The 23,191-nt window shown below is 74.0% G+C and carries 24 protein-coding genes; 3 read left to right on the forward strand and 21 right to left on the reverse strand.

Annotated elements, in window-relative coordinates; genetic code table 11:
* Nucleotides 1-3: 3 nt before the first annotated feature.
* A complete protein-coding gene (locus ABD981_RS09300) occupies nucleotides 4-1,641 on the forward strand; it encodes a flavin-containing monooxygenase (protein WP_123954425.1) in 1,638 nt (545 codons plus the stop codon).
* Nucleotides 1,642-1,712: 71 nt separating this feature from the next.
* On the opposite strand, the gene ABD981_RS09305 is transcribed toward ABD981_RS09300, so the two are convergent.
* The 9 genes from ABD981_RS09305 to hsaA (ABD981_RS09345) form a co-directional block, all read right to left on the reverse strand.
* Nucleotides 1,713-2,627: an alpha/beta hydrolase gene (locus tag ABD981_RS09305; RefSeq protein WP_046907572.1), complete on the reverse strand. Its 915-nt coding sequence runs from the start codon at nucleotides 2,625-2,627 to the stop codon at nucleotides 1,713-1,715.
* Nucleotides 2,624-3,388, reverse strand: a complete 765-nt coding sequence (locus ABD981_RS09310; protein ID WP_046907626.1) for a glucose 1-dehydrogenase — start codon at nucleotides 3,386-3,388, stop codon at nucleotides 2,624-2,626. Before ABD981_RS09310 ends, ABD981_RS09305 begins: the two co-directional genes overlap by 4 nt.
* 17 nt (nucleotides 3,389-3,405) lie before the next feature.
* Nucleotides 3,406-5,115, reverse strand: a complete 1,710-nt coding sequence (locus tag ABD981_RS09315) for an FAD-dependent oxidoreductase (protein ID WP_046907573.1) — start codon at nucleotides 5,113-5,115, stop codon at nucleotides 3,406-3,408.
* Nucleotides 5,112-6,053 carry a MaoC/PaaZ C-terminal domain-containing protein gene (locus tag ABD981_RS09320; protein ID WP_123954426.1) on the reverse strand — a complete coding sequence of 314 codons (942 nt, stop codon included), beginning with the start codon at nucleotides 6,051-6,053 and terminating at the stop codon, nucleotides 5,112-5,114. The genes ABD981_RS09315 and ABD981_RS09320 overlap by 4 nt, the downstream gene beginning before the upstream one ends.
* A complete protein-coding gene (locus ABD981_RS09325; protein WP_046907574.1) occupies nucleotides 6,053-6,541 on the reverse strand; it encodes a flavin reductase family protein in 489 nt (162 codons plus the stop codon). Before ABD981_RS09325 ends, ABD981_RS09320 begins: the two co-directional genes overlap by 1 nt.
* On the reverse strand, nucleotides 6,529-7,422 hold the full coding sequence (locus ABD981_RS09330) for a VOC family protein (RefSeq protein WP_046907575.1): 894 nt from the start codon (nucleotides 7,420-7,422) through the stop codon (nucleotides 6,529-6,531). The genes ABD981_RS09325 and ABD981_RS09330 overlap by 13 nt, the downstream gene beginning before the upstream one ends.
* Before the next feature lie 71 nt (nucleotides 7,423-7,493).
* Nucleotides 7,494-8,366, reverse strand: coding sequence for a 4,5:9,10-diseco-3-hydroxy-5,9,17-trioxoandrosta-1(10),2-diene-4-oate hydrolase (gene hsaD, locus ABD981_RS09335; protein WP_046907576.1), 873 nt, complete (start codon nucleotides 8,364-8,366; stop codon nucleotides 7,494-7,496).
* Nucleotides 8,367-8,378: 12 nt separating this feature from the next.
* A complete protein-coding gene (gene hsaA, locus ABD981_RS09340; RefSeq protein ID WP_046907577.1) occupies nucleotides 8,379-9,545 on the reverse strand; it encodes a 3-hydroxy-9,10-secoandrosta-1,3,5(10)-triene-9,17-dione monooxygenase oxygenase subunit in 1,167 nt (388 codons plus the stop codon).
* A gap of 334 nt (nucleotides 9,546-9,879) precedes the next feature.
* Complete coding sequence (gene hsaA, locus ABD981_RS09345) at nucleotides 9,880-11,046, reverse strand: 3-hydroxy-9,10-secoandrosta-1,3,5(10)-triene-9,17-dione monooxygenase oxygenase subunit (protein ID WP_046907578.1); 1,167 nt, start codon at nucleotides 11,044-11,046, stop codon at nucleotides 9,880-9,882.
* Nucleotides 11,047-11,227: 181 nt separating this feature from the next.
* Between hsaA (ABD981_RS09345) and ABD981_RS09350 the strand changes: the two genes are divergently transcribed.
* The gene (locus ABD981_RS09350) at nucleotides 11,228-12,109 is read left to right on the forward strand and encodes an IclR family transcriptional regulator (protein WP_046907579.1); all 882 of its coding nucleotides are present in this window, start codon (nucleotides 11,228-11,230) and stop codon (nucleotides 12,107-12,109) included.
* Here ABD981_RS09350 and ABD981_RS09355 read toward each other — a convergent pair.
* From ABD981_RS09355 to ABD981_RS09390, 8 genes are all read right to left on the reverse strand, one after another.
* Nucleotides 12,093-12,539 (reverse strand): SRPBCC family protein, encoded by a 447-nt coding sequence (locus ABD981_RS09355; RefSeq protein WP_046907580.1) that lies wholly within the window; start codon nucleotides 12,537-12,539, stop codon nucleotides 12,093-12,095. The genes ABD981_RS09350 and ABD981_RS09355 overlap by 17 nt on opposite strands.
* A gap of 54 nt (nucleotides 12,540-12,593) precedes the next feature.
* Nucleotides 12,594-13,370, reverse strand: coding sequence for an SDR family oxidoreductase (locus ABD981_RS09360; protein WP_046907581.1), 777 nt, complete (start codon nucleotides 13,368-13,370; stop codon nucleotides 12,594-12,596).
* A gap of 13 nt (nucleotides 13,371-13,383) precedes the next feature.
* Nucleotides 13,384-14,430, reverse strand: coding sequence for a ferredoxin--NADP reductase (locus tag ABD981_RS09365; RefSeq protein ID WP_046907582.1), 1,047 nt, complete (start codon nucleotides 14,428-14,430; stop codon nucleotides 13,384-13,386).
* Nucleotides 14,423-14,692 (reverse strand): hypothetical protein, encoded by a 270-nt coding sequence (locus tag ABD981_RS09370; RefSeq protein ID WP_046907583.1) that lies wholly within the window; start codon nucleotides 14,690-14,692, stop codon nucleotides 14,423-14,425. The genes ABD981_RS09365 and ABD981_RS09370 overlap by 8 nt, the downstream gene beginning before the upstream one ends.
* 1 nt (nucleotide 14,693) lies before the next feature.
* On the reverse strand, nucleotides 14,694-15,848 hold the full coding sequence (locus ABD981_RS09375) for a 3-ketosteroid-9-alpha-monooxygenase, oxygenase component (RefSeq protein ID WP_046907584.1): 1,155 nt from the start codon (nucleotides 15,846-15,848) through the stop codon (nucleotides 14,694-14,696).
* 102 nt (nucleotides 15,849-15,950) lie between these two features.
* Nucleotides 15,951-16,976: a 4-hydroxy-2-oxovalerate aldolase gene (gene dmpG, locus ABD981_RS09380; protein ID WP_046907585.1), complete on the reverse strand. Its 1,026-nt coding sequence runs from the start codon at nucleotides 16,974-16,976 to the stop codon at nucleotides 15,951-15,953.
* Between the two features lie 10 nt (nucleotides 16,977-16,986).
* Complete coding sequence (locus tag ABD981_RS09385; RefSeq protein ID WP_205628155.1) at nucleotides 16,987-17,898, reverse strand: acetaldehyde dehydrogenase (acetylating); 912 nt, start codon at nucleotides 17,896-17,898, stop codon at nucleotides 16,987-16,989.
* Nucleotides 17,899-17,905: 7 nt separating this feature from the next.
* Entirely contained in the window at nucleotides 17,906-18,688 is a 783-nt protein-coding gene (locus ABD981_RS09390; protein ID WP_046907586.1) for a 2-keto-4-pentenoate hydratase, read from the reverse strand.
* Nucleotides 18,689-18,924: 236 nt separating this feature from the next.
* Here ABD981_RS09390 and ABD981_RS09395 point away from each other — a divergent pair, with 236 nt between their 5' ends.
* On the forward strand, nucleotides 18,925-19,479 hold the full coding sequence (locus ABD981_RS09395; protein WP_046907587.1) for a VOC family protein: 555 nt from the start codon (nucleotides 18,925-18,927) through the stop codon (nucleotides 19,477-19,479).
* Here ABD981_RS09395 and ABD981_RS09400 read toward each other — a convergent pair.
* From ABD981_RS09400 to ABD981_RS09415, 4 genes are read right to left on the reverse strand one after another with little or no spacing between them, the layout of a single operon-like run.
* Nucleotides 19,463-20,620: an acetyl-CoA C-acetyltransferase gene (locus ABD981_RS09400; protein WP_046907588.1), complete on the reverse strand. Its 1,158-nt coding sequence runs from the start codon at nucleotides 20,618-20,620 to the stop codon at nucleotides 19,463-19,465. The genes ABD981_RS09395 and ABD981_RS09400 overlap by 17 nt on opposite strands.
* Before the next feature lie 2 nt (nucleotides 20,621-20,622).
* Nucleotides 20,623-21,234, reverse strand: a complete 612-nt coding sequence (locus tag ABD981_RS09405; protein WP_046907589.1) for a TetR/AcrR family transcriptional regulator — start codon at nucleotides 21,232-21,234, stop codon at nucleotides 20,623-20,625.
* A complete protein-coding gene (locus tag ABD981_RS09410) occupies nucleotides 21,231-22,025 on the reverse strand; it encodes an SDR family oxidoreductase (RefSeq protein WP_046907590.1) in 795 nt (264 codons plus the stop codon). Before ABD981_RS09410 ends, ABD981_RS09405 begins: the two co-directional genes overlap by 4 nt.
* A complete protein-coding gene (locus tag ABD981_RS09415) occupies nucleotides 22,022-23,188 on the reverse strand; it encodes an acyl-CoA dehydrogenase family protein (RefSeq protein ID WP_046907591.1) in 1,167 nt (388 codons plus the stop codon). The genes ABD981_RS09410 and ABD981_RS09415 overlap by 4 nt, the downstream gene beginning before the upstream one ends.
* Between the last annotated feature and the right edge of the window lie 3 nt (nucleotides 23,189-23,191).

Consider the following 23,191-nt stretch of genomic DNA (forward strand, 5'->3'; position numbering starts at 1 on the left):
AACGTGAACGACAGCATCACCGAGTCCGGCGCCGTCGAGGGAGTCGACGCGGTCGACGTCGTGGTCGTCGGGGCGGGCGTCACCGGGCTGTACGCCGTGCACAGGCTGCGCGGGCTCGGCCACCGCGTGCGCGGCTTCGAACGGGGCTCCGACGTGGGCGGAGTCTGGTACTGGAACCGCTATCCGGGCGCCCGCTGCGACGTGGAGTCCGTGGACTACTCGTACTCCTTCGACGAGGAGCTCCAGCAGGAGTGGGACTGGAGCGAGAAGTACGCCACCCAGCCGGAGATCGTCCGCTATCTGCGGCACGTCGCCGACCGCTTCGACCTGCGCCGCAGCTACACCTTCTCGACCTCGGTGCTCTCGGCCGAACTGGACGAGGAGACGCTGCGCTGGACGGTCCGCACGGACGGCGGCGAGGTGGTGTCGGCCCGGTTCTGCGTGTTCGCCACCGGCTGCCTGTCCAGCACGCACGTGCCGGAGCTCCCGGGGGCCGGGGACTTCGCGGGGGCCACGTACCACACCGGCGCCTGGCCGCACGAGGGCGTGGACTTCGGCGGGCTGCGCGTCGGGGTGATCGGCACCGGCTCCTCGGGCATCCAGGCGATCCCGCCGATCGCCGAGCAGGCGGCGCACCTCACCGTCTTCCAGCGCAGCGCCAACTTCAGCATCCCGGCGGGCAACCGGCCCCTGGACGAGGGGACGCGCCGCCGGCAGAAGGAGGGGTACGCCGAGCGGCGGCGGCTGTCCCGGCTCAGTGGCGGAGGCTCGCCGCACCAGGCGCACCCGTCGGCCACCTTCGACGTGTCCGACGAGGAGCGGCGGGCGGCGTTCGAGGAGCGCTGGGAGCTCGGCGGCGTCCTGTACTCCAAGACCTTCCCGGACCAGCTGACCGACCGGAAGGCGAACGACGCGGCGCGCGCGTTCTGGGAGGAGAAGGTCCGCGCCCTCGTCGAGGACCCGGCCGTCGCCGACCTGCTGGTCCCCACCGATCACCCGATAGGCACCAAGCGGATCGTCACCGACTCGGACTACTACGCGACGTTCAACCGCGCGGACGTGCGTCTGGTGAACCTGCGGGAGAACGCCGTCGAGCGGATCGAGCGCGACGGGATCAGGCTGGCGGACGGGACCCTGGTCGAGCTGGACGCGCTCGTGTTCGCGACCGGGTTCGACGCGATGACCGGTGCGATCGACCGGGTGGACGTCCGGGGGCGGGGCGGCCGGCGGCTGAAGGACGTCTGGAGCGCCGGTCCCCGCACCTATCTGGGCCTGGGCGTCGACGGCTTCCCGAACCTGTTCAGCCTGACCGGAGCCGGCAGCCCGTCCGTGATGGCCAACGTCGTGCTCTGCGCCGAGCAGCACGTCGACTGGCTGGGCGACTGCCTGGGCCATCTGGACGCGCACGGCTACCGCGCGATCGAGGCGAGCGCGGAGGCCGTGGACGGGTGGGTGGCGGAGTGCCGCGACCGCGCGGCGGCGACCCTGTTCATGGAGGCCGACTCCTGGTACCTGGGGGCCAACATCCCGGGGAAGCCGCGGGTGTTCATGCCGTTCATCGGCGGCTTCGGGGTGTACGGGGAGATCATCGCGGAGGTCGCGGCCTCGGGATACGAGGGGTTCACGCTGATACGGGACTGACGTCACGGGCGGAGGTGTGCCCCGCTCCCCCCTCGGCAGGTGGGGGCGGGGCACACGTGTGAGCCCGGCGGTCAGGGGGCGGCGAGGGCCTCGCGCAGGGCGGCGAAGGCGGCCGCCCGGGCCTCGGCCGCCGCGGGCAGGGCGCCCGCCATGGAGAGGAAGCCGTGGAACATGCCGGCGTGGTGGTGGGTCCGTACCGGAACGCCGGCCGCGGTGAGGGCCACCGCGTACGCCAGGCCGTCGTCGCGCAGCGGGTCGAAGCCGGCCGTGACGAGCTGGGCCGGCGGGAGCCCGGACAGGTCGGCGCCCGCCAGCGGGGCCGCGTAGGGGCTGCCGCGGTCCGCCGGGTCCGGCAGGTAGGCGTCCCAGTACCAGCGCAGGTGGTCCGCGGTGAGGAAGTAGCCCTGGGCGTTCTCGCGGTGCGAGGCGCGGGAGCGGGTGGGGTCGAGCATCGGGTAGTAGAGCGCCTGGCAGGCGATCTCGGGGCCGCCGCGGTCGCGGGAGAGCAGGGTGAGCACGGTGGCGAGGTTGGCGCCCGCGCTGTCGCCGGCGACCGCGATCCGGCGGCCCGGGAAGGCCGCCGCCGCCCAGCGGAGGGCCGTGTAGGCGTCCTCGGGGGCGGCGGGGAACGGGTGCTCGGGGGCGCGCCGGTAGTCGACGGAGACGACGACCGCCTCCGTGGCGAGGGCGAGCGCGCGGCAGAGCCCGTCGTGGCTGTCGAGGTCGCAGAGGACGAAGCCGCCCCCGTGGCAGAACACGATCACGGGGGCGGCCTCGTCGGTGCCCGGGTCGTAGACGCGGACCGGCACGCCGTCGGCGTCCTCGTCGGCGACGCGGGCGACGGGCGGGGGCGGGGCCGCCGGGCGGGGGCGGGCGGCGAAGAAGGCGCGCACGTCGGCGATGTGCGTCATCTCGGTGGCCAGTGGGGGGAAGCCCGCGGTCGCCAGGTCGATGACCGCCTGGACGTCGGGGTCGGGTCGGTTCACGTGTCCGCTCCGTTCGGGGTGAGGAGGGGCATCCGGCCGGCCGAGGCGCCGCCGTCCACGGCGAGTTCGGCTCCGGAGAGGTAGGAGGACTCGTCCGAGGCGAGGAAGGCGACGAGGCGGGCGACCTCCTCGGGTTCCCCCACGCGTCCGAGCGGGGCGCCGGGGTGCTCCTTGGTGCCCAGGTGGGCGGTCATCGCCGTGGCGATGGCGCCCGGGTGGACGGAGTTGACCCGGATGCCGTCCGGGCCGAGCTCCAGTGCGGCCGTTTTGGTGAGGCCGCGCAGCCCCCACTTGGCGGCTCCGTAGGCGCCGTGCCCCCAGATGCCCTGGAGGCCGGCCTGCGAGGAGATGTTGACGACGGACCCGCCGCCGCCCGCCCGCATCGCGGCGGCGACGGCGCGGATGCCGAGGAACGGGCCCATCAGGTTGACCCGGAGGATGGCCTCCAGGCGGGCCGGGTCCTCCTCGGTGATGGGCGCGGTGGAGTAGATCGCGGCGTTGTTGACGAGGACGTCGAGCCGGCCGAAGGCGTCCAGGGCGGCGGTCACGGCGGCCGCCCAGGACCCCTCGTCGGTGACGTCGTGGCGCACGAAGCGGGCGGCGGGGCCGAGGGAGGCGGCCGTCGCCGCCCCCTCCGTCTCCAGGACGTCGGTGAGGACGACCTTCGCCCCGAGGGCGGTGAACAGGCGGGCCTCGGCCTCGCCCATGCCACGGGCCGCGCCGGTGACCAGCGCGACCTTTCCGGTCAGGTCCACGGGCATCAGCGGTTCTCCCCGGATCATGCCGGGGTGGAAGGAGTCGACGCGGATCCGGCCGGCCGCGAGCGGGTGCGGGCGATGTGGCCGGCGGCGAGCCAGCTGAAGGTCATGGCCGGGCCGATGGTGGCGCCGGGGCCCGGGTAGGTCTCCCCCATCACGGCGGCCGAGACGTTGCCGGAGGCGTACAGGCCGTCGATGGCGGTGCCGTCCTCGCGGAGCACCCGGGCGGTGGCGTCGGTGACCAGGCCGCCCTTGGTGCCGATGTCGCCGGGGTGGACGGGGATCGCGTAGTACGGGCCCTTCTCCAGTGGTGCCAGGTTCGGGTTGGGCAGGGTCGGGTCGCCGTAGTAGCGGTCGTAGACGCTGTCGCCGCGGTGGAAGTCCTCGTCGCGGCCGGCGCGGGCGAAGCCGTTGAAGCGGTCGACGGTGGCGCGGAGCCGTGCCGGGGCGATGCCGATGCGGCCGGCCAGCTCCTCGACGGTCGCGGCCTTCTTGACGAAGCCGCTCTCCAGCCAGGGCTTGGGGAACGGCTGGCCCGGGAACAGGCCCATGAAGAGGTAGCGGGACTTCGAGGTGGTGTCGAGGAGCAGCCAGGACGGCACCGTGGCGGCCTTCCCGGGCCGGTCGTCGGCGTACATGGCGTCGACGAACTCGTGGTAGGGAGCGGCCTCGTTGGCGTAGCGGTCGCCCGCGGCGTCGACGATGACCATGCCGGGGATGCCGCGGTCGGCGACGAGGAAGAACGGCCGCCCGTCCGGGGGGACGACGGAGGGCGCGCCCCAGACCCGGTCCATCAGGTCGGTCGCGGCGCCGAGGGCCGTGGCGGGTTCCAGGGCGTCGCCGGTCTGGCCCTCGGCGGCGGAGCTCCAGGCGGTGGAGGTGGGCGCGGGCAGGTGCTTCTCGCGGAGCCGCTGGTCGTGGGAGAAGCCGCCGGAGGCGAGGACGACGCCGCCGGTCGCCCGGACGGTGAGCTCGCGGCCGCCCCGCGCGACGCGGACGCCGGTGACCCGCCCGTCCGCCTCGACGAGGCCGGTCAGCGGGGCGGAGAGCCACAGGTCGCCGCCGAGCGTGTCGAGCGAGTGCCGCATGCGGGCGATCAGCGCCTCGCCGAGGGAGAGGAGCTCCCGGCCCCGGAGGCGGGCCCCGACGGCCCGGGCGGCGACCTTGACGGCGGTCCGGCGGCCGGACCAGGTGCGTCCGACCATGTTGAGCTGCCGGAAGTCCTTGGAGGTGATGGTGAGTCCGTAGGTGGGCAGTCCGGCGCGGCGCATGGTGGCCCGCGTCCCGGCGTCGAGCCTCCTGAAGTCGAAGACCTGCGGTTCGATGGAGCGGCCCTCCGGACAGCCGCCGAGCCGCTCGGGGTAGTAGTCGGAGTAGCCCGGGGTGTGGACGAACCGCACGTCGGTCCGGTCGTGGAACTCCCGCACCATCCGCGGTCCGTGGGTGAGGTAGGCCTCCTTGCGCGCGGCGGGGACCCGGTCGCCGACCGTGGCGTCCAGGTAGGCGGCGGCCTTCTCGGGGGTGTCGCCGAGTCCGGCGGCGTCCAGGTGGAAGTTCCCGGGGACCCAGATCGCGCCGCCGGACAGGGCGGTCGAGCCGCCGTAGACCTCGGTCTTCTCCACCACCAGGGCGGTCAGTCCGCGCAGCCGGGCGGTGATGGCCGCGGCCAGGCCGGCGGCGCCGGAGCCGACGACCACCACGTCGTACGTGCGGTCCCACGTGTCGTTCATCGCGTTCTCCTGGTCGTAACGGGTGGGCCGGCGGCCGGGACGACCCCTCGTCCGTCCCGGCCGCCGGGTCGGCGGGCGGTGATCAGGGCGTCGGTGAGGACCGGCGCGTCGTCGCGGTCCGCGGCCGTGGCGGTGAGCCGGTAGCCGTCCGAGGTGTCCCAGACGCGCAGCCGCAGGGTCTCGCCGGGGTGGAACACCCCGGCGAAGCGGGTGCGGCAGCCGGTGACCGCGCTCGCGTCGGCGCCGAGCAGTCGGTCGGTGACCGCCTTGACCGCCATGCCGAAGGTGCAGAGTCCGTGCAGGATGGGCCGGTCGTGGCCCGCGCGGCGGGCGGCGGCGGGGTCCGCGTGGAGGGGGTTCCAGTCGCCGGTGAGGCGGTAGAGCAGGGCCTGCTGTCGGAGCGTCGGCAGGTCGAGCACCAGGTCGGGTGCCCGCTCGGGTGCGGGGAGGCGCTCGGAGGGTCCGCGGTCCCCGCCGAAGCCTCCCGCCCCGCGGACGAAGATCTGGTTGCGCTGGGTGATCAGCGGGGTGCCGTCCTCGCCGAGGAGGGTGGACTCCTGGACGATGACGGCGGCGGCGCCCTTGTCGTGGACGTCCGTGACCCGGGTGACCGCGGTCGCGCGGGCCTCGGCGGGGAGCGGGCGGTGCACGGTGATCTCCTGGCCGCCGTGCAGCACGTCCGCCAGGTCGATGTCGACGCCCGGCAGGTCGAAGACCTGGAAGCCGACGCCGCCGGTGCCGCCCGCGACGACTCCGAAGGTGGGGAGGACCTGGAGGCCCCGCTCGTGTCCCTCGTGGACGTACCGCAGTTCGCGGGGGTCGGTCTCGGGGACGCCCGCGCCGAGTGCCAGGTGGTAGAGCCGCACGTCCCGCTCGTCCCACCGGGCCTCGCTGCGCACCGGCGGCGCGGTGGTCGCCCTCGCCACGTCGATGGGCATCAGAACGCGCCCACGGCGTAGCGGCTGCGGAAGAACAGCAGCGGCCGGCCGTCCTCGCCGGCGTCGAGCGCCACCACCTGCGCGGTCACCAGGTGGTGGTCCCCGGCCTCGTACACGGCGTGCAGTGCGCACTCCACGTAGGCCAGGGCGCCGTCGACGCGGACGGTCCCGTGCTCGCCGACGCGCCAGGGCACCCCGGCGAACTTGTCGGGTCCGCTGCGGCCGAGCGCGGCGCAGGTGGCCTGCTGGTCCTCGGCGAGGATGTTGACGCAGAAGCGGCCCGCGCGCTCGATCCGGGGCCAGCTGGTGGAGTGCTTGCCGACGGCGAGCATGACCAGCGGGGGGTCCAGGGACAGCGAGGCGAAGGACTGGCAGGCGAAGCCGACGGGGCCCGCGCCGTCGGCGTCGAGGGTCGCCACCACCGTGATGCCGCTGGCGAAGCGTCCGAGGACGTCCCTGAACTCGGAGGGGGCGATCAGCCGTTCCACGTGTGTCCCCAGAAGCTGTCGGCGGTGATCTCCTTCGCGACCCAGGTGGCGGGGTCGACGACCAGTCCGTCCCAGCCGTACTCGACCTGGAAGCCGCCGGGGGCCTGGGCGTAGAACGACACCATGCGGTCGTTGGTGTGCCGGCCGAGGCTGGACGCGATGGGGATGCCCGCGGCCCGCATCCGGTCGAGGCCGCGGCCCACGTCGTCGAGGGTCTCCAGTTCGACCATGAAGTGCACGATGCCGGGGGGCAGCGCGCCGGGGTAGAGGCCGAGGCTGTGGTGGCGGCGGTTGGGGCTCAGGAAGTGCATCCAGTGGAAGTCCCGCTGCTCGGTGGCAGTCGGGACGGCCTGCGGCGGGAGTTTCATGGAGTCGCGCAGCTGGAAGCCGAGGAGGTTTTCGTAGAAGTCGAGGGCGGACTCGATGTCCGGCACCGGGAGCACGACGTGACCGAGGCCCAGGTCGCCGGTGACGAAGCGGTTGCCGTACGGGGTGCCGAGGGCGCTGTGGTCCTGTGCCTGGCCCCAGTAGATCTCCAGCGGGTTGCCGCCCGGGTCCGTGACGTGGATCAGGCCCTGGACGCGCCGCTCGGCGAGTTCGGCGGGGTCCGCGGTCTTGACGGGGACGCCGGCCGCCTCCAGTTCCTCGGCGGCGCGGGCCAGTGCGGCGGCGTTCGCCACCTCCCAGCCGGCCGCGAGGAGCCGGTCGCTCTCGCCCGCCTGGATGACGATGCGGTACGCGCGGTCGTCGAGCCGGAGGCAGAGGGTGTCCTCGGTGGAGCCGGGGGCCTCCACCATGCCGAGGACGTCGAGGGCGTAGCGGCGCCACTCGTCGAGCGTGGCGGTCTCCAGGCGGAGGTAGCCGAGAGCACGGATGTCCATGGGGTGCACCTCTTGGTTCGTGGCGATCGGTCAGGAGGGTGGCAGGCGGGGGGACGTGCGGAAGGGGGGCTTCAGTGGGCGAAGAAGTCGAGGGCGAGGCGGTTGAACTCGTCGGCCCGCTCGGTCTGCGCCCAGTGGCCGCAGTGGGGGAAGACGTGCAGCCGGGCGTCGGGGATGGTCTTGAGCGCGACCAGCGCGCCGTCGAGGGGGTTGACGCGGTCCTCGCGGCCCCAGGTGAGCAGCACCGGCTGGGTGATCCGGTGGGCCTCGCGCCAGAGCATCGCGTCCTCGGCCCAGGCGGGGTTGGCGAAGGAGGCGCCCATCCGGGCGTTGCCGAGCCGGGTCGCGGGGTCGGTGGCGGAGGCCCAGCGCTCCTCGACGAGCGCGTCGGTGACGGTCGACGGGTCGTACGCCATGACGCCGAGGAAGGCGCGCAGCCCGTCCTTGGTCGGCTCGGGGGCGGCACTGAACTCGAAGAGGCGCTTGATGCCTTCGGTGGGGTCGGGGGCGAAGAGGTTGACCGAGACCCCGCCGGGGCCCATCAGGAGGAGCTTGCCCACCTTGTCCGGGTGGTTCAGGGCCATCCGGACGGCGGTTCCGCCGCCGAGGGAGTTGCCGACGAAGTGCGCCTGGCGGATGCCGAGTTCGTCCATCAGGGCCGCCACGGCGTCCGCGCTGAAGCTGAAGTAGTCCTTGTCGAGCTCGGGCTTGTCCGAGCGGCCGAAGCAGGGCTGGTCGACGAGCAGGGTGCGGAAGTGCGCGGCGAAGACGGGGAGGTTGGCGCCGAAGTTGCTCCACCCGGAGGCGCCGGGGCCGCCGCCGTGGAGCATGATCACGACGGCTGCGTCGTCGGCGCGGCCGTCGGGCGCGGCCTCGTGGTAGTGGAGGGTGAGCCCGGCGGCCTTGACCGTGCGGGAGGTCGACTCGTGGGTGAGCTCTGCCATCGTCTGCGCCTCTCAGGCCATGGTGTCGTGGATGTCTATGCCGAGCGCGCACTGCCCGTACATGACCAGGGCCCGCTCGGGGTCGTTGGCGGCGTGGCCGCGGCCCGTGTGGGCGTCGCGCCAGGCGCGCTGGACGGGGCCGGGGCCGGTGCGCATGGCGTTGCCGCCGGAGTTCTCCATCAGCAGGTCGATCGCGGCCACGCAGCGTTCGGTGGCGAGCACCTGGTCGCGGCGGGTGCGGGTGCGCAGCTCCATCGGGATCGTCTCGCCGCGCTCGGCGAGGGCGTACATCGCGCCCATGTTGCGGGTGAGCTGCAGCCAGCTCGCGTCGATGTCGCTCGCGGCGCGGGCGATCCGGACCTGTGCGAAGGGGTCCTCGGCGACCTTCTGCCCGTACGAGACGCGGATCCGCTGCCGGGTGGCCTCGGTGTAGGCGTCGAAGGCGCCCTCGGCGATGCCGACGATCGGGGTGGAGATGGTGGTGGTGAAGACGCCGGCGTAGGGCAGCCGGTACAGCGGCTCGGGGTTCAGTTCGTGGCCGGGGACGTCGAGGGCGGTGACCGGGCCGAAGCTGAGGGCCCGGTGGTCGGGGACGAAGACGTCCTCCACGACGATGTCGTTGCTGCCGGTGGCGCGCAGGCCGACGGTGTCCCAGACGTCGTCGACGCGATAGGCGGCGCGGGGGATCAGGAAGGTGCGCATGTCGACCGGCTTGCCCTCGCCGTCGGTGACGAGGCAGCCGAGCAGGGCCCACTGGGCGTGGTCGCAGCCGGAGGAGAAGTGCCACCGGCCGGAGAGCCGGAAGCCGCCGCCCTCCGCGGTGGCCTTGCCGGTGGGGGCGTAGGAGGAGGCGATGCGGGTCTTGGGGTCCTGGCCCCACACCTCGTGCTGGGCGCGCGGGTCGAACAGGGCGACGTGCCAGGGGTGGACGCCGACCACGGAGGCGACCCAGCCGGTCGAGCCGCAGGCCTTGGCGATCTCCTTGACCGCCGTGTGGAAGAGCACCGGATCGGCGGCCCGGCCCCCGAAGGCCCGGGGCTGGAGCAGCTGGAAGAACCCGGTGTCCTCCAGCTCCTTGACGGAGGTGTCGGGCACGCGGCGCAGCGACTCGGCCTCGGCGGCGCGCTCGCGCAGGGCGGGGGCCAGGTCTCGGATCGCTGCCAGGACGTCATCGGCCATGGGGCATCCCCTTTCGGGTCGTGGTGGGGGAATGCCAGGACCGTACGGGGTGCCGCAGGACGGCGAAATGCGCTGCTCCCACTCAGCGGGAACCCCTGGCCGGGGACGGTCCGGGAGGGCCGGGCAGGGCCGCGGACAAGGCCGGGGAGGACCACGGGCAGGGCCGCGGCCAGGGTTCCGGGAGGCCGGGGAGGGGGGGAAGGGGATGGACGGGGAGGGCCCTGGATGGACCGGGATGGACCGGGAAGGCCCGGGAGGGGGGATGGACGGGGAGGGTCCGGGAGGCACCGGGAAGGCCCGGGATGGACCGGGAAGGTCCGGGGTGGCCGTCGGCTCAGAGCATGGGGTCGTGGACGTCCAGGCCGAGGGCGTCCCGGGCGAACAGCACGAGCGCCCGTTCCACGTCGACGGCCGCCTGGCCGCGGCCGGTCTGGAGGTCGCGCCAGGCGCGGTGCAGGACGTCGTCGCCGAGGCCCAGCGGCCCTCGGCCGGCGTTCTCCATGAGCAGGTCCACGGCGGTGCGGGCGCGTTCGGCGGCGAGCGCCTGGTCGCGGCGGGCGCGGGCCCGCAGTGCCGCGGGGATCTCCCTTCCGTCGCGCGCGACGGCGTACAGGTCGGCCGTGTTGCGGGCGAGTTGCAGCCGGGCGGCGTCGATCTCGCCGGCGGCGCGGGCCAGCCGCGCCTGGGCGAAGGGGTCGTCCTCGGCCCCTCGGCCGTGCGGGGCGCGCAGGCCGGCCCGGGTCGCGGCGAGGTGGTCCTCGTAGGCGCCTTCGGCGATGCCGACCAGCGCGGTCGACACTGCGGTGGTGAAGACGGCGGCGTAGGGCAGCCGGTAGAGCGGCTCGGGGTTGAGCGCGTGCCCCGGGCACCGCAGCGCGGTCACCGGGGCGTAGCCGAGGGTCCGGTGGGCGGGGACGAAGGCGTCGCCGACGACGAGGTCGTTGCTGCCGCTGCCGCGCAGGCCGACCGTGTCCCACACGTCGTCGACCCGGTAGTCGGCGCGGGGCACCAGGAAGGTCCGCATGTCGACCGGGCGTCCCTCGCCGTCGGCGACCAGGCCGCCGAGCAGGGCCCAGTGGGCGTGGTCGCAGCCGGCCGCGTGGCGCCACCGGCCGGAGAGCCGGAAGCCGCCGGCGACGGGGGTGACCTGTCCGGTGGGGGCGTGCGAGGAGCAGATCCGGGCGGTCCCGTCGGTCCCCCAGACCTCCGCCTGGGCCCGGGGGTCGAGCTGGGCGACGTACCAGGGGTGGACGCCGAGGAGGGCGGCGGCCCAGCCGGTCGAGCCGCAGGCCTTGGCGATCTCGTGCACGGCGGCGTAGAAGACGGCCGGATCGGCGGCGCGGCCGCCGAAGGCCCCGGGCTGGAGCAGCCGGAGGAAGCCGGTTCCGGCCAGCTCCGTCATGGTGGCGTCGGGGACGCGCCGCGACGCCTCGGCCTCGGCGGCGCGCTCGCGCAGGGCGGGGGCGAGGGCGCGGACCGCCGTGAGGACCTCGTGCTGCATGGGCGTTCCTCGCAGGCTGCCGACTTTTCGTGCCATGACGGAAGGGAAACTACGCGTTACTGTTCCGAGACGGAACTCCCTCTTCCCAGCGCCCGTCATCTTCTGGCAATCTCCCCGCAATACCGGAGATTACGGACCCGACCGGCGTGAGTCGGCCGGGCCGTCCGTGTGGGAGGTGCCGATGACGACGAGCACTGTGGAGGCCGCCGAGGCCGGGATGCCGCCCCTGTCCCTGCTGGAGAAGGCGGCGAAGGTGCTGAGCGCCTTCGAGAGCGCGGGGCCCCGGCTCACGCTGACCGAGGTCGTGCAGCGCTCGGGCATCCGCCGGTCCTCCGCGCACCGCATCCTGGACCAGCTGGTGCAGCTGCGCTGGCTGGAACGCGAGGGCCGCGACTACCGGCTGGGCATGGGCATGCTGGAGCTCGGCGCCATGGCCTCGCACCACAACCGGCTGCGCCGGACGGCGCTGCCCCATCTGCACGCGCTGCACGAGTCCACCGGCCATCTGGTGCACCTCACCGTGCTCGACGGCTCCGAGGTGGTCTATCTGGAGCGGATCGGCGGCTCGGACGACTCCGCGGTGCCGTCGCGGGCGGGCGGGCGGCAGCCGGCCTACTGCACCGCCTCGGGCAAGGCGATCCTGGCCTTCAGCGACGCCCCGCTGGTGGAGCGGGTGCTGCGGGACGGGCTGCGGCCGCGTACCCCGCGCACCATCACCCGCCCCGAGACCTTCCGGCACGAGCTGGCGGTCACCCGGGAGCGCGGGGTGGCCTTCGACCACGAGGAGGGGTACCGGGGCGTCTTCTGCGTGGCCGCCCCGCTGCGCGGCTCCGGCCGGGCGGTCGCCGCGATCTCGGTCTGCGGCCACGGCGTCCACCGGGAGATGGCACGGCTCGCCCCGGCCGTGCGCGGCTGCGCGCGGTCGGTGTGGCAGTCTCTGTTCGGCCCGGGCCGACGGCCCGAGCAGCGGGTTCAGGCGGCCGGCGCGGGCCTCGTGCCGGGGACCCCGCAGCCCTCGATGGACGACATGATGACCTGGCTGCGCTTCAGCGACTGGATGTGAACCGGGCCGCGAGGGCGGCGAGCCCGGTGCCGTAGGTGGCGTCCCCGAAGAGGGCCTCCACCCGCGGCACCGTGTCGTCCGCGCCGCGGTAGGCGGCCGACCAGACCACCTCCGCCCCCTCGGGGTGCGGCCGCACGACGAGGGTCGCCACGTACTCGCGGACCGGGAGGGCGAGGGGGTCGAGCAGGGTGTAGCGGTACGAGCGGGCGGCCGCGTCACGGCCGAGCAGGCGCTCCCGGGCGACGACCGCCCCGTCGACCGCGAAGGCCCGGACGGCGCCGGGGACTTCGGGGTCGGCGCCGCCCTCCAGCGTGGCCGGCGGCAGGTGCGGGTGCCAGTCGGCGAGCGCGCCGAAGTCCCCGACGACCGCCCACACGGCGTCGGGCGCGGCGGGGACCACGGTGGAGCGTTCGAGCGTGCGGAGGGTCACGGGGTCTCCTCGGAGGTCACGGAGGGTGCGGGGTGTGGGGGTACGGGTGCGGTGTCACCAGGTGCCGTCGCCGCGCAGGACCGCGTCGGCGCCCCCGTCGGCGAAGACGACCTGACCGGTGACGAGGGCGTTCTCGGGCGAGGCCAGCCAGGCGATCAGCGGGGCGATCTGCTCGGGGCGGGCGTGGCCGTGCAGCGGCATCGGCACGGCGCGCTCGACCAGCGCGCGGGTCGCGGGGTCGTCGAGCAGCGGCCGGGTCAGCGGCGTGACGACGACGCCGGGGGCGACGGCGTTGAGGGTGACGCCGGCGCCGGCCCAGGCGTCGGTGACGGCCGTGCGGCGGACCCAGCGGGAGAGCGCCGCCTTGGAGGAGGAGTAGACGAGGTGTCCCTCGCCCCGGTCGACGGCGGCCCGCGCGGCAGCCACCGCCGCCGCCTCGTCCCCGGCGAGCGCGGCGGCCACGGTCTCGGGGTCCGTGGGGTGGACGGAGTCGATGGAGCCGACGACGACCGCCCGTGGCGCGGTGCCGGCCGCCAGCAGGGGCAGCAGCCCGTCGAGGGTGGCGACGGCGCCGAAGTGGTTGAGCCTGATCGTGACGGGGTCGAAGCGGGCGACGCCCGCACAGCAGACGACGGCGTCGAGGCGCCCGCCCGTCAGCTCGCGCGCGCGGGCCACGAGTGCGGCCCGCCCCTCGTCGGTGGCCAGGTCGGCGCGGATGTCCCCGGCGTGGAGGTCGGCGCCGATGACGGTGTGGCCGCGCTGCCGCAGCAGGGCCGCGGTGGCGTGGCCGATGCCGGAGGCCGCTCCGGTGACCAGGCAGGTTCGGGGCATGGCGGGTCCTTCCTCAGGAGTAGGTGATCTCGACCCGCTCGGTGAGCGGGAGGGCCTGGCAGGCGAGGACGTACCCCTCGGCGAGGTCCCGGTCGTCCAGGACCTCGTTGCGGACCATCGTGACCTCGCCCGCGAGGACCCGGCAGGTGCAGGCGCTGCACGCCCCCTCCCGGCAGGAGTACGGGGCGTCCACGCCCGCGGCCAGGAGCGCGTCGAGCAGGGGGGCCGTCGCCGGCCAGCCGACCGTGTGGCGCTCCCCGTCGAGTTCGACCTCGGCCGTGCGGACCGGTCCGGCCGGGGTGTCCGCCGGCACCGTCGGCGCGTCGAAGACGTCCGGGCCGAGGGAGAAGAAGCATTCGCGGTGGATGCGGTCGGCGGGTGCGCCGAGCGTGCGCAGGGCCTGCTCGACGGCGTCCATGAGGGGCCCCGGGCCGCAGACGAAGGCCTCGCGGTCGGCGTACGGGGCGAGCGTGGCCGCCAGCCGGTCGACGGCGGGCAGGCCCTGGAGCGAGGCGAGCCAGTGGAGCACGAGCAGCCGGTGCGGGTGGTCCTGGGTCAGCGCCCGCAGTTCCTCGCGGAAGACGACCGAGGACTCGTCGCGGTTGGCGTACAGGAGCACCACCCGGCCCCGGCCCTCGGCCAGGGCCGACTTGGCGATGGACAGGACGGGGGTGATGCCGCTGCCTCCGGCGACGAGCAGCAGGTCGCGGTCGAGGGAGGCGGGGGTGAAGGTGCCGGCCGGGGGCAGCGCCTCCACCTCGTCCCCCGCCGCCACGTGGTCGCAGACCCAGTTGGAGCCGTGTCCGCCGGCGACCCGTTTGACGGTGATCCTCAGGGGCTCGCCGGTGTGCGGCGAGCTCGCGAGGGAGTAGCAGCGGGCGGCCGGGAGGCCGTCCGCGCCGGGCAGCTTCAGGGTGAGGAACTGCCCGGGCCGGTACGCGAAGCGGTCCGCGCTCTCCGGCGGTGCCTGGAGCACGAGGGAGTGCGTGTCGGCCGTCTCGGCGACGACCTCGACGACCCGCAGCCGGTGGGTGCGGGACCCGGTGGTGGGCTCAGCCATCGACGGCCTCCGCGGCGGCGCCCTGGTCGCCGGAGTCCGGGGTGCCGACGGTCAGGGCGCCGTCCGCGACCGCGCGGTCGATGCTCGCCCCGAGGGCCCGGCAGCTCCTGATCCGGGCCGTGGTGCCGGCCCGGCCCCCCGCGTCGCCGAACTCCGCGCAGACGGCGGCCGCGTCGGCGGTCCACTGCACGGAGGTGTGGGCGACGCTGAACTTCTCGCACAGGACCTGGTTTCCGCAGGCCGCGCACTCCACCGCTCGCACGTCAGGCTCCGTTCCCCGGCTCCGCCGCGCGGCGGGCGAGGTTCTCCTCGACCTCGGCGCGCCAGGCCGCGTTCGCCCGCCGGGTGTCGATCTCGAACTCGAAGCGGCGGGTCATCTCGTCCTTGACGTCGGCGGCGTCGACGTAGAACTGCTCGTACCAGCGGCGCAGTTGGTAGACCGGGCCGTCCTCCTCGGTGAGCAGGGGGTTGTCGATCCGGGTCTTGTTCCGCCAGATCTCCACGTCCTGCTCGAAGCCGACGGCGGCGCCCTCCGCGGCGAGCCGGGCGGCCTCCGCGGCCTGCTCGTCGGTCATGCCGGGCAGCCGCTTGACGATCGCGCCGTACTGGAGGAGGAAGCTGTTCTCGTCGATCGGGTAGTGGCAGTTGATCAGGACGATCTCCATCTCCGCGCCGCCGCCGACGTCGCTGTAGAGGAGGTCGATCATGTACGAGGGGCCGAAGTAGGAGGCGTCGGAGCGCAGCCGGCCGGAGCTGAGGGTGCCCAGTTCCATGTCGGCGCGGGGGCTGCTCTCCATGTACTGCGTGGCGACATGGCCGTCGAAGACGTTCTTGAAGTACTCGGGGAACCCGTAGTGGACGTAGTAGAAGTGCGCCATGTCCACGACGTTGTCGACGATCTCGCGGCAGTTGGCGCCCTCGACCCGGAGGGTCTTCCAGGTCCAGTCGCTCCACTGGTCGGCGTCCGGGCCGTGGACGCCCTCGATCTCGGGGACGGTGACCTCGGGGGGCGGCGGGTTGCCCTCGGGGTCGTTCCAGACGAAGAGCTGCCTGTTCCGCTCCAGCGAGGTCCAGGCGCGGGTCCTGGCACGGGGCGGGACCCTGCGGGCGTACGGGATGCCGGCGCAGCGTCCGTCGCCCGACCAGCGCCAGTCGTGGAAGGGGCAGGCGACGGCGTCGCCCTTGACGGTGCCCTGGGCGAGGTTGCCGCCCATGTGCGGGCAGTAGGCGTTCAGGACGTGGAGTTCTCCGTCGTCCCGGCCCTGGAAGACGACCAGCTTGGTGCCGAACGCCTCGATCTCGTGCGGTTGTCCGTCCTTGAAGGTGTCGGCGAGGCCGAGGCAGTGCCAGCCCCGGGCGAAGCGGGCCGGCGGCCGGCCCGTCTCGATGACCCTGATCTCGTCGTCGAGCGCAGTCATCTCGTCCCTCTCGTTGCTCTCGTCGCTGTCGTTGCCGTCATGGCCGTCATGGCCGTCATGGCCGTCATGGCCGTCGTAGCTGTCGTCGCCGTCGTCGGTCGTTCAGTGCCGCTGTGCGGCGAGTTCCAGGGCGATGTCGATCAGCTGGTCCTCCTGGCCGCCGACCAGGCGGCGTTCGCCCGCGCGCAGGAGGATCTCGGCACCGGAGACGCCGTAGCGCTCCGCCTGCCGGTAGGCGTGCTTGAGGAAGCTGGAGTAGACGCCGGCGTGGCCCATCAGCAGGGCGAGCCGGTCGAGCCGGCACTCCTCGTCCATGACCGGTCGGACCACGTCCTCGGCCGCGTCGATGATCTTCAGTACGTCGACGCCGGTGCGGATGCCCATCTTGGCGCAGACGGCGACCAGCGCCTCCACGGCGGTGTTGCCCGCGCCGGCACCGAGCCGGCGGGTGGAGCCGTCGATCTGGAGGGCTCCGGCCTTGATGGCGGCGAGGGAGTTGCCGGTGCCGAGGGCCAGGTTCTCGTGGCCGTGGAAGCCGACCTGGGCGTCGTCGCCGAGTTCCGCGACCAGGGCCTCGACCCGGGCGGTGACGTCGTCCATGACCATGGCGCCCGCGGAGTCGACCACGTACACGCACTGGCAGCCGGCGTCGGCCATGACGCGGCCCTGGCGGGCCAGGTTCTCGGGGGTCGTGGAGTGGGCCATCATCAGGAAGCCGACGGTCTCCAGGCCCCGTTCCCGGGCGAGGCCGAAGTGCTGGTCGGCGATGTCGGCCTCGGTGCAGTGGGTCGCGATGCGGCAGATGCTCGCGCCGTTGGCGTGGGCGGCCCGGATGTCGTCCTTGACGCCGAGTCCGGGGAGCATGAGGAAGGCGATCCGGGCCCGCCGCGCGGTGTCGACCGCGGCCTTGACGAGTTCCTGTTCGGGCGTCCTGGAGAAGCCGTAGGTGAACGAGGAGCCGCCGAGTCCGTCGCCGTGGGTCACCTCGATCACCGGGACGCCGGCCTCGTCGAGGGCGGCGACGACCGACCGTACGTCGTCGGCGGTGAACTGGTGCCGCTTCGCGTGCGAGCCGTCGCGCAGCGAGGAGTCGGTGATCCGGATGTCGAGGGTGTCCGAGTAGGGCATGGGGTGCTCCTTAGGCGCCCGGGGCGAGGATCGCCTTGGCGAACTCCTCGCCGACCTTGGTGGCGGCGGCGGTCATGATGTCGAGGTTTCCGGCGTAGGGCGGCAGGTAGTCGCCGGCGCCCTCCACCTCCAGGAAGATCGCGACGCGGGCCATGCCGCCGTTCTCCGCGCTCGGGTCGTCGAACTGCGGTTCGGCGCGGAGCCGGTAGCCGGGCACGTAGGCGGCGACCTGGTCCGCGACCTCCTTCACCGAGACGGCGATGGCGGCCCGGTCGGCGTCCTCGGGGACGGCGCAGAAGACGGTGTCGCGCATGATGACGGGCGGGTCGGCCGGGTTGAGGATGATGATCGCCTTGCCGCGCTCGGCACCCCCGATGGTCTCGATGCCGCGGGAGGTGGTGCGGGTGAACTCGTCGATGTTCGCCCGGGTGCCGGGGCCGGCCGAGACGGAGGCCACCGAGGCGACGATCTCCGCGTACGCGACGGGCACGACGCGCGAGACCGCGTACACCATCGGGATGGTGGCCTGCCCGCCGCAGGTGATCATGTTGACGTTGGGCCGGTCGAGGTGTTCGCGGAGGTTGGCCGGCGGTACGACGGCCGGGCCGACGGCCGCGGGGGTCAGGTCGACCGCCTTGATGCCGAGCTCGGCGTAGCGCGGGGCGTTGGCCCGGTGGACGTGGGCGCTGGTGGCCTCGAAGACGAGGTCGGGCCTCTCGTCCTGGGCGAGGAGCCAGTCGACGCCCTCGTGGCTGGCCTCCAGGCCGGCGCGGGCCGCACGGGCGAGGCCCTCGCTGCCGGGGTCGACGCCGATCATCCAGCGGGGTTCGACGTAGGCGGAGCGCTGGAGCTTGTAGAGCAGGTCGGTACCGATGTTGCCGGATCCGACGATGGCGGCGGTCGCCTTGGTCCTGATGGTCATCATCACCTCAGATGAAGGAGAGGGAGACCGGGCCGAGCCCGGTGAGGTCGGCGGTGAAGGTCGCCCCGGCGGTCACGTCGACGGCCCGGGTGCACGAGCCGGGCAGCACCACGTGCCCCTTCTTCAGGGAGACGCCGAAGCGGGCGACGGTCCGGGCGAGCCAGGCGACGGCGCGGGCCGGGTCGCCGAGCACGGCGTCGCCGCGGCCCTCGGCGAGGAGCTCGCCGCCGCGGTCCAGCCGGGCCTCGACGGCCCCGAGGTCGAGCGCGCGGGGGTCGCGGCCCTCGCCGAGGACGTACCCGGCCGAGGAGGCGTTGTCCGCGATGGTGTCGGCGATGGTGATCCGCCAGTCGCGGATCCGGCTGTCGATCAGTTCCAGGGCGGGCACCACGCGTTCGGTGGCGGCGAGCACGTCCGCCGGGGTGCAGCCCTCGTCCGGCAGGTCGTCGCCGAGGACGAACCCGATCTCGACCTCGACCCGCGGCCGGCAGTAGCGGGCGACCGGGACGGGGACGTCGGAGCGCAGCTCCATGTCGTGGAGCAGGTGCCCGTAGTCCGGTTCGTCGACGCCCATCATCCGCTGCATGACCGGGGACGAGAGGCCGACCTTGTGGCCGCGCACCTGCGCGCCGGCGGCCAGGCGGTGCCGGATGTTGACGAGCTGGATCTCGTACGCGTCCTCGGTGTCGATGCCCGGGAAGGTCTCGGTCAGCGGGGCCACGGGCGTGACACCGTGTTCGGCGGAGCGGAGCCGCTCGGCCGCCTCGCGTCTCTGGCGGTCCGTGAGCATGGCGGGTCCTCCTGCGGGGTCGGGGCTGTCCGGCGAGGCTAGGCCGGGGCCCGTGACCAGGGGGAGCGCCCGTTCCCGGTGAGCGGGAAAGGCCGTCGGGCCGCCCCGGTGCGGGGCGTTCGCCCCTGCTACCGTCCCCCTAACAAGCGTTTGGCGGGATGGCGGCCGGCCCCTCTCCGGGGTGCCTCCGTCCCCCGGCCCGCCCTCCCCCGCACCGACCCCGAACGGACCCCGCCATGCCCGTGCAGCGGCTGAACCACGCCGTCCTCTTCGTCTCCGACCTGGCGCGGAGCACCGCCTTCTACCGCGACGTCCTCGGCTTCCGGCCGCTGCCGCAGGCGCTCCCCGGGGCGGTCTTCCTCCAGGCGGCGGGTTCCGCCAACGATCACGACCTCGGGCTGTTCCCGGCGGCCGAACCGGGAACCGGCCACCGTACGGGGCGGGTCGGGCTCTACCACCTGGCCTGGGAGGTCGACACCCTCGCCGAGCTGCGGCGCCTGCGGGCGCGGCTGACCGGGGCCGGGGCCCTGACGGGGGCGAGCGACCACGCCTCCGTCAAGGCCCTCTACGCCCGGGACCCGGACGGCATCGAGTTCGAGGTGTGCTGGCTGGTGCCCGACGCCGCCGTCGCCGGGGAGCTCGCCGCGATGACCTCGCCCACCCGGCCGCTCGACATCGACGCCGAGATCGCGGTGTACGGTGCGGAGACCCCGGGCGGTCCCCGCACCGATCACACCGTGTGGGCGCAGCTGTTCGGCGGCGGAACGGGGAGCGTCAGAGACGCTCGATGATCGTCACGTTCGCCTGGCCGCCGCCCTCGCACATCGTCTGCAGGCCGTAGCGGCCGCCGGTGCGCTCCAGTTCGTGGAGCAGGGTGGTGGTCAGCTTGGTGCCGGTCGCGCCGAGCGGGTGGCCGAGGGCGATGGCGCCGCCGTTGACGTTGACCTTCTCCGGGTCGGCGCCGGTCTCCTTGAGCCAGGCGAGGACGACCGAGGCGAAGGCCTCGTTGATCTCCACCAGGTCGATCTCGTCGAGCGTCATCCCCGCCTTCTTCAGCGCGTACGCGGTCGCCGGGATGGGGGCGGACAGCATGCGGATCGGGTCCTCGCCCCGTACGGACAGGTGGTGGACCCGGGCGCGCGGCGTCAGTCCGTGTTCCCGTACGGCGCGTTCCGAGGCGATGAGCACCGCCGAGGCCCCGTCGGAGACCTGCGAGGAGACCGCGGCGGTCAGCCGGCCGCCCTCGACCACCGGCTTCAGGCCGGCCATCTTCTCCAGGGTGGTGTCGCGGCGCGGGCCCTCGTCAGTGGTGACCTCGCCGTACGGGACGATCTCCCGGTCGAAGCGGCCCTCGTCGACGGCCCGGGCGGCCCGCTGGTGCGAGCGCAGGGCGAACTCCTCCATGTCCGCGCGGGAGATGCCCCACTTCGTGGCGATGAGTTCGGCGCCGTGGAACTGGTTGACCGGCCGGTCGCCGTACCGGGCGCGCCAGCCCACGGAGCCCAGGTACGGGCCTTCGGTCAGGCCGAGCGGGTCGGCGGCCTGCCGGCTGGCGAAGGCGATGGGGATCATCGACATGTTCTGCACGCCGCCGGCGACGACGAGGTCCTGGGTGCCGGACAGGACGCCCTGCGCGGCGAAGTGCAGCGCCTGCTGGGAGGAGCCGCACTGCCGGTCCACGGTGGTGCCGGGCACCTCCTCGGGGAGCCCGGCGGCCAGCCAGGCGGTGCGGGCTATGTCGCCGGCCTGCGGGCCGACGGTGTCGAGGCAGCCGAAGACGACGTCCTCGACGGCTGCCGGGTCGGCGCCCGCGCGCTCCATCAGAGCCTTCAGGACGTGGGCTCCGAGGTCGGCCGGGTGGACGGCGGACAGTCCGCCGTTGCGCCGGCCCACCGGGGTGCGTACCGCTTCGACGATGTAGGCCTCGGCCATGATCACTCCTTGTTCGTACGTCGGTGTCCGTTCCCGAGGGCGACGCCCTCCAGCACCATCGACAGGTACTGGCGGGCGATCTCCTCGGGGCTGTGCTGTCCGCCCGGCCGGTACCAGGACGCGGCGACCCAGACGGTGTCGCGGACGAAGCGGTAGGTGAGCCGGACGTCGAGGTCGGCGCGGAAGACCCCGGCGGCCACGCCGCGCTCCAGGGTCCTGAGCCAGGAGTCCTCGAACCTCCGCTGCGAGTCGGCGAGATAGCCGAAGCGCGGCTGCCGGCGCAGGTGCCCGGACTCCTTCTGGTAGATGGCGACGGCGGCGCGGTGCCGGTCGATCTCCCGGAAGGACTCGGTGACGAGGTTCTCCAGGGTCTCCCGGGGCCCGAGCGCCGCGGCGAGCACGGCGTCGTAGCGGGCCCACAGCTCGTCCAGGAACGCGCGGAGGATCTCGTCGAGCATCGACTCCTTGGAGTCGAAGTGGTGGTAGAGGCTGCCCGCGAGCAGGCCGGCCGCGTCCGCGATGCGGCGCACCGTGGTGGCGTCGTACCCCTCGGAGGCGAACACCTCGGCCGCCGTGTCCAGGATCTCGCGGCGCCGCTCCGGGGCCGGTCTCACGGGTGCTGGCTGCTGACGGAGAGGACCTCGCCGGTCAGGTACGAGGAGTACCCGCTGGCGAGGAAGACGATCACGTTGGCCACCTCCCACGGCTCCGCGTAGCGCCCGAACGCCTCGCGGGAGGTGAGCTCGGCCAGGAGCTCGGGGGTGGTGACCTTCACCAGGTGCGGGTGCATGGCGAGGCTCGGGGAGACGGCGTTGACCCGCACTCCGTACGCGGCGGCCTCCACGGCGGCGCAGCGGGTGAGGGCCATCACGCCGGCCTTGGCCGCGGCGTAGTGGGCCTGGCCCCGCTGGGCCCGCCAGCCGACCACCGAGGCGTTGTTGACGACGACGCCGCCTCCGCCGGCGGCCTTCATGCGGCGCAGGGCGGCGCGGGTGCAGCGGAAGGTGCCGTTCAGGGTGACGTCGAGGACCTTGTCCCACTGGGCGTCGGTCATGTCGACCAGGTCGGCGGTGCCGCCGAGGCCCGCGTTGTTGACGACGATGTCGAGGCGTCCGTGGCGCTCCTCGACGAGGTCGAGCAGGGCGGCCACCTGGCTCTCGTCGGTGACGTCGCAGGGCAGGGCGGCGACGCGGCCGGCGCCGAACTCGGCGGCCAGCTCCGCCTCGGACTCCCCCAGCCGGCGGGCGTGGGCGTCGGAGAGGACCACCCGCGCGCCCTCCTCCAGGAGCCGCCGGGCGGTCGCCCCGCCGATCCCGGCGCCGGCGGCGGCGGTGACGACGGCGGTGCGTCCGGCGAGCAGGCCGTGGCCCGGCAGGTAGGGCGGCGGTGTCTGCGGAGCGGTCACGGGCGGACCTCCTTGGGCAGGCCGAGGACGCGCTCGGCGATGATGTTCCGCTGGATCTCGTTGGAGCCGGCGTAGATGGTGTCGGAGCGGGAGAAGAGGTACAGCCGCTGCCAGTCGGTGAGGTCGTACGGCTCGCCGGCGGCCAGCATGCCGTCGGCGCCGCAGACCTCCATGGCCAGTTCGCCCAGTTCCCGGTGCCAGGTGGCCCAGAAGATCTTCCCGATCGACGCCTCGGGGCCCGGGGCGCCGGCCGCGACGCCGCCGAGCATGCGCAGGGCGTTGAACCGGATGGTCTCCAGGCCGATCCAGGCGCGGGCGATCCGGTCGCGGATCAGCGGGTCGTCGGCGGCGCCGTTGCGCCGGGCGAGGTCGATGACGGCCTCCAGTTCGCGGCGGAAGCCGACCTGCTGGCCGAGGGTGGACACGCCCCGCTCGAAGCCGAGGGTGGCCATGGCCACCCGCCAGCCGTCGCCGGGGGCGCCGACGAGGTGGGAGGCGTGGGTGCGGGCGCCGTCGAAGAAGACCTCGTTGAACTCCGAGGTGGCGGTCAGCTGGACGATCGGCCTGATCTCCACGCCCGGCTGGTCCAGCGGGACGAGGAGGTAGGAGAGGCCCCGGTGGCGGACCGATCCCGGCTCCGTGCGGGCCACGACGAAGCACCAGTCGGCCTCGTGCGCGAGCGAGGTCCACACCTTCTGCCCGGTGACGACCCACGCGTCGCCGTCCCGCTCGGCGCGGGTCCGCACGTTGGCCAGGTCCGAGCCGGCGTCCGGCTCGGAGTAGCCCTGGCACCACAGTTCCTCGGCGGCGACGATCCGGGGGAGGAAGCGTGCCCGCTGCTCGGGGGTGCCGAAGGCGATGAGCGTGGGTCCCAGGAGCTGCTCGCCGATGTGGTTGACGTGCGCGGGGGCGTCGGCGAGGGCGTACTCCTCGTGGAAGGCGACCTGCTGTTCGAGGGTCGCGCCCCGCCCGCCGTACTCCTTGGGCCAGCCGACGCAGGTCCAGCCGGCGGCGGCCATGTGCCGTTCCCAGGCGAGGCGTTCGGCGTGGGCCTCGTGTTCCCGTCCGGGGCCGCCGCGGCCGCGCAGGGCCGCGAACTCTCCCGTGAGGTGGGAGCGCAGCCAGCTGCGGATCTCTCGGCGGAACTGCTCGACGTCGCTCATGCT

The sequence above is a fragment of the Streptomyces showdoensis genome (assembly GCF_039535475.1).
GTDB lineage: Bacteria > Actinomycetota > Actinomycetes > Streptomycetales > Streptomycetaceae > Streptomyces > Streptomyces showdoensis.

Coding starts and splice junctions, on each gene's coding strand:
- ABD981_RS09395 (WP_046907587.1), top strand. CDS start 18,925: ATGCCCGTGCAGCGGCTGAACCACGCCGTCCTCTTCGTCTCCGACCTG.
- ABD981_RS09415 (WP_046907591.1), bottom strand. CDS start 23,188: ATGAGCGACGTCGAGCAGTTCCGCCGAGAGATCCGCAGCTGGCTGCGC.
- ABD981_RS09310 (WP_046907626.1), bottom strand. CDS start 3,388: ATGCCCGTGGACCTGACCGGAAAGGTCGCGCTGGTCACCGGCGCGGCC.
- ABD981_RS09320 (WP_123954426.1), bottom strand. CDS start 6,053: ATGCCCATCGACGTGGCGAGGGCGACCACCGCGCCGCCGGTGCGCAGC.
- ABD981_RS09315 (WP_046907573.1), bottom strand. CDS start 5,115: ATGAACGACACGTGGGACCGCACGTACGACGTGGTGGTCGTCGGCTCC.
- ABD981_RS09350 (WP_046907579.1), top strand. CDS start 11,228: ATGACGACGAGCACTGTGGAGGCCGCCGAGGCCGGGATGCCGCCCCTG.
- ABD981_RS09330 (WP_046907575.1), bottom strand. CDS start 7,422: ATGGACATCCGTGCTCTCGGCTACCTCCGCCTGGAGACCGCCACGCTC.
- hsaA (WP_046907578.1), bottom strand. CDS start 11,046: ATGCAGCACGAGGTCCTCACGGCGGTCCGCGCCCTCGCCCCCGCCCTG.
- ABD981_RS09385 (WP_205628155.1), bottom strand. CDS start 17,898: ATGACCATCAGGACCAAGGCGACCGCCGCCATCGTCGGATCCGGCAAC.
- hsaA (WP_046907577.1), bottom strand. CDS start 9,545: ATGGCCGATGACGTCCTGGCAGCGATCCGAGACCTGGCCCCCGCCCTG.
- dmpG (WP_046907585.1), bottom strand. CDS start 16,976: ATGCCCTACTCGGACACCCTCGACATCCGGATCACCGACTCCTCGCTG.
- hsaD (WP_046907576.1), bottom strand. CDS start 8,366: ATGGCAGAGCTCACCCACGAGTCGACCTCCCGCACGGTCAAGGCCGCC.
- ABD981_RS09360 (WP_046907581.1), bottom strand. CDS start 13,370: ATGCCCCGAACCTGCCTGGTCACCGGAGCGGCCTCCGGCATCGGCCAC.
- ABD981_RS09400 (WP_046907588.1), bottom strand. CDS start 20,620: ATGGCCGAGGCCTACATCGTCGAAGCGGTACGCACCCCGGTGGGCCGG.
- ABD981_RS09375 (WP_046907584.1), bottom strand. CDS start 15,848: ATGACTGCGCTCGACGACGAGATCAGGGTCATCGAGACGGGCCGGCCG.
- ABD981_RS09390 (WP_046907586.1), bottom strand. CDS start 18,688: ATGCTCACGGACCGCCAGAGACGCGAGGCGGCCGAGCGGCTCCGCTCC.
- ABD981_RS09365 (WP_046907582.1), bottom strand. CDS start 14,430: ATGGCTGAGCCCACCACCGGGTCCCGCACCCACCGGCTGCGGGTCGTC.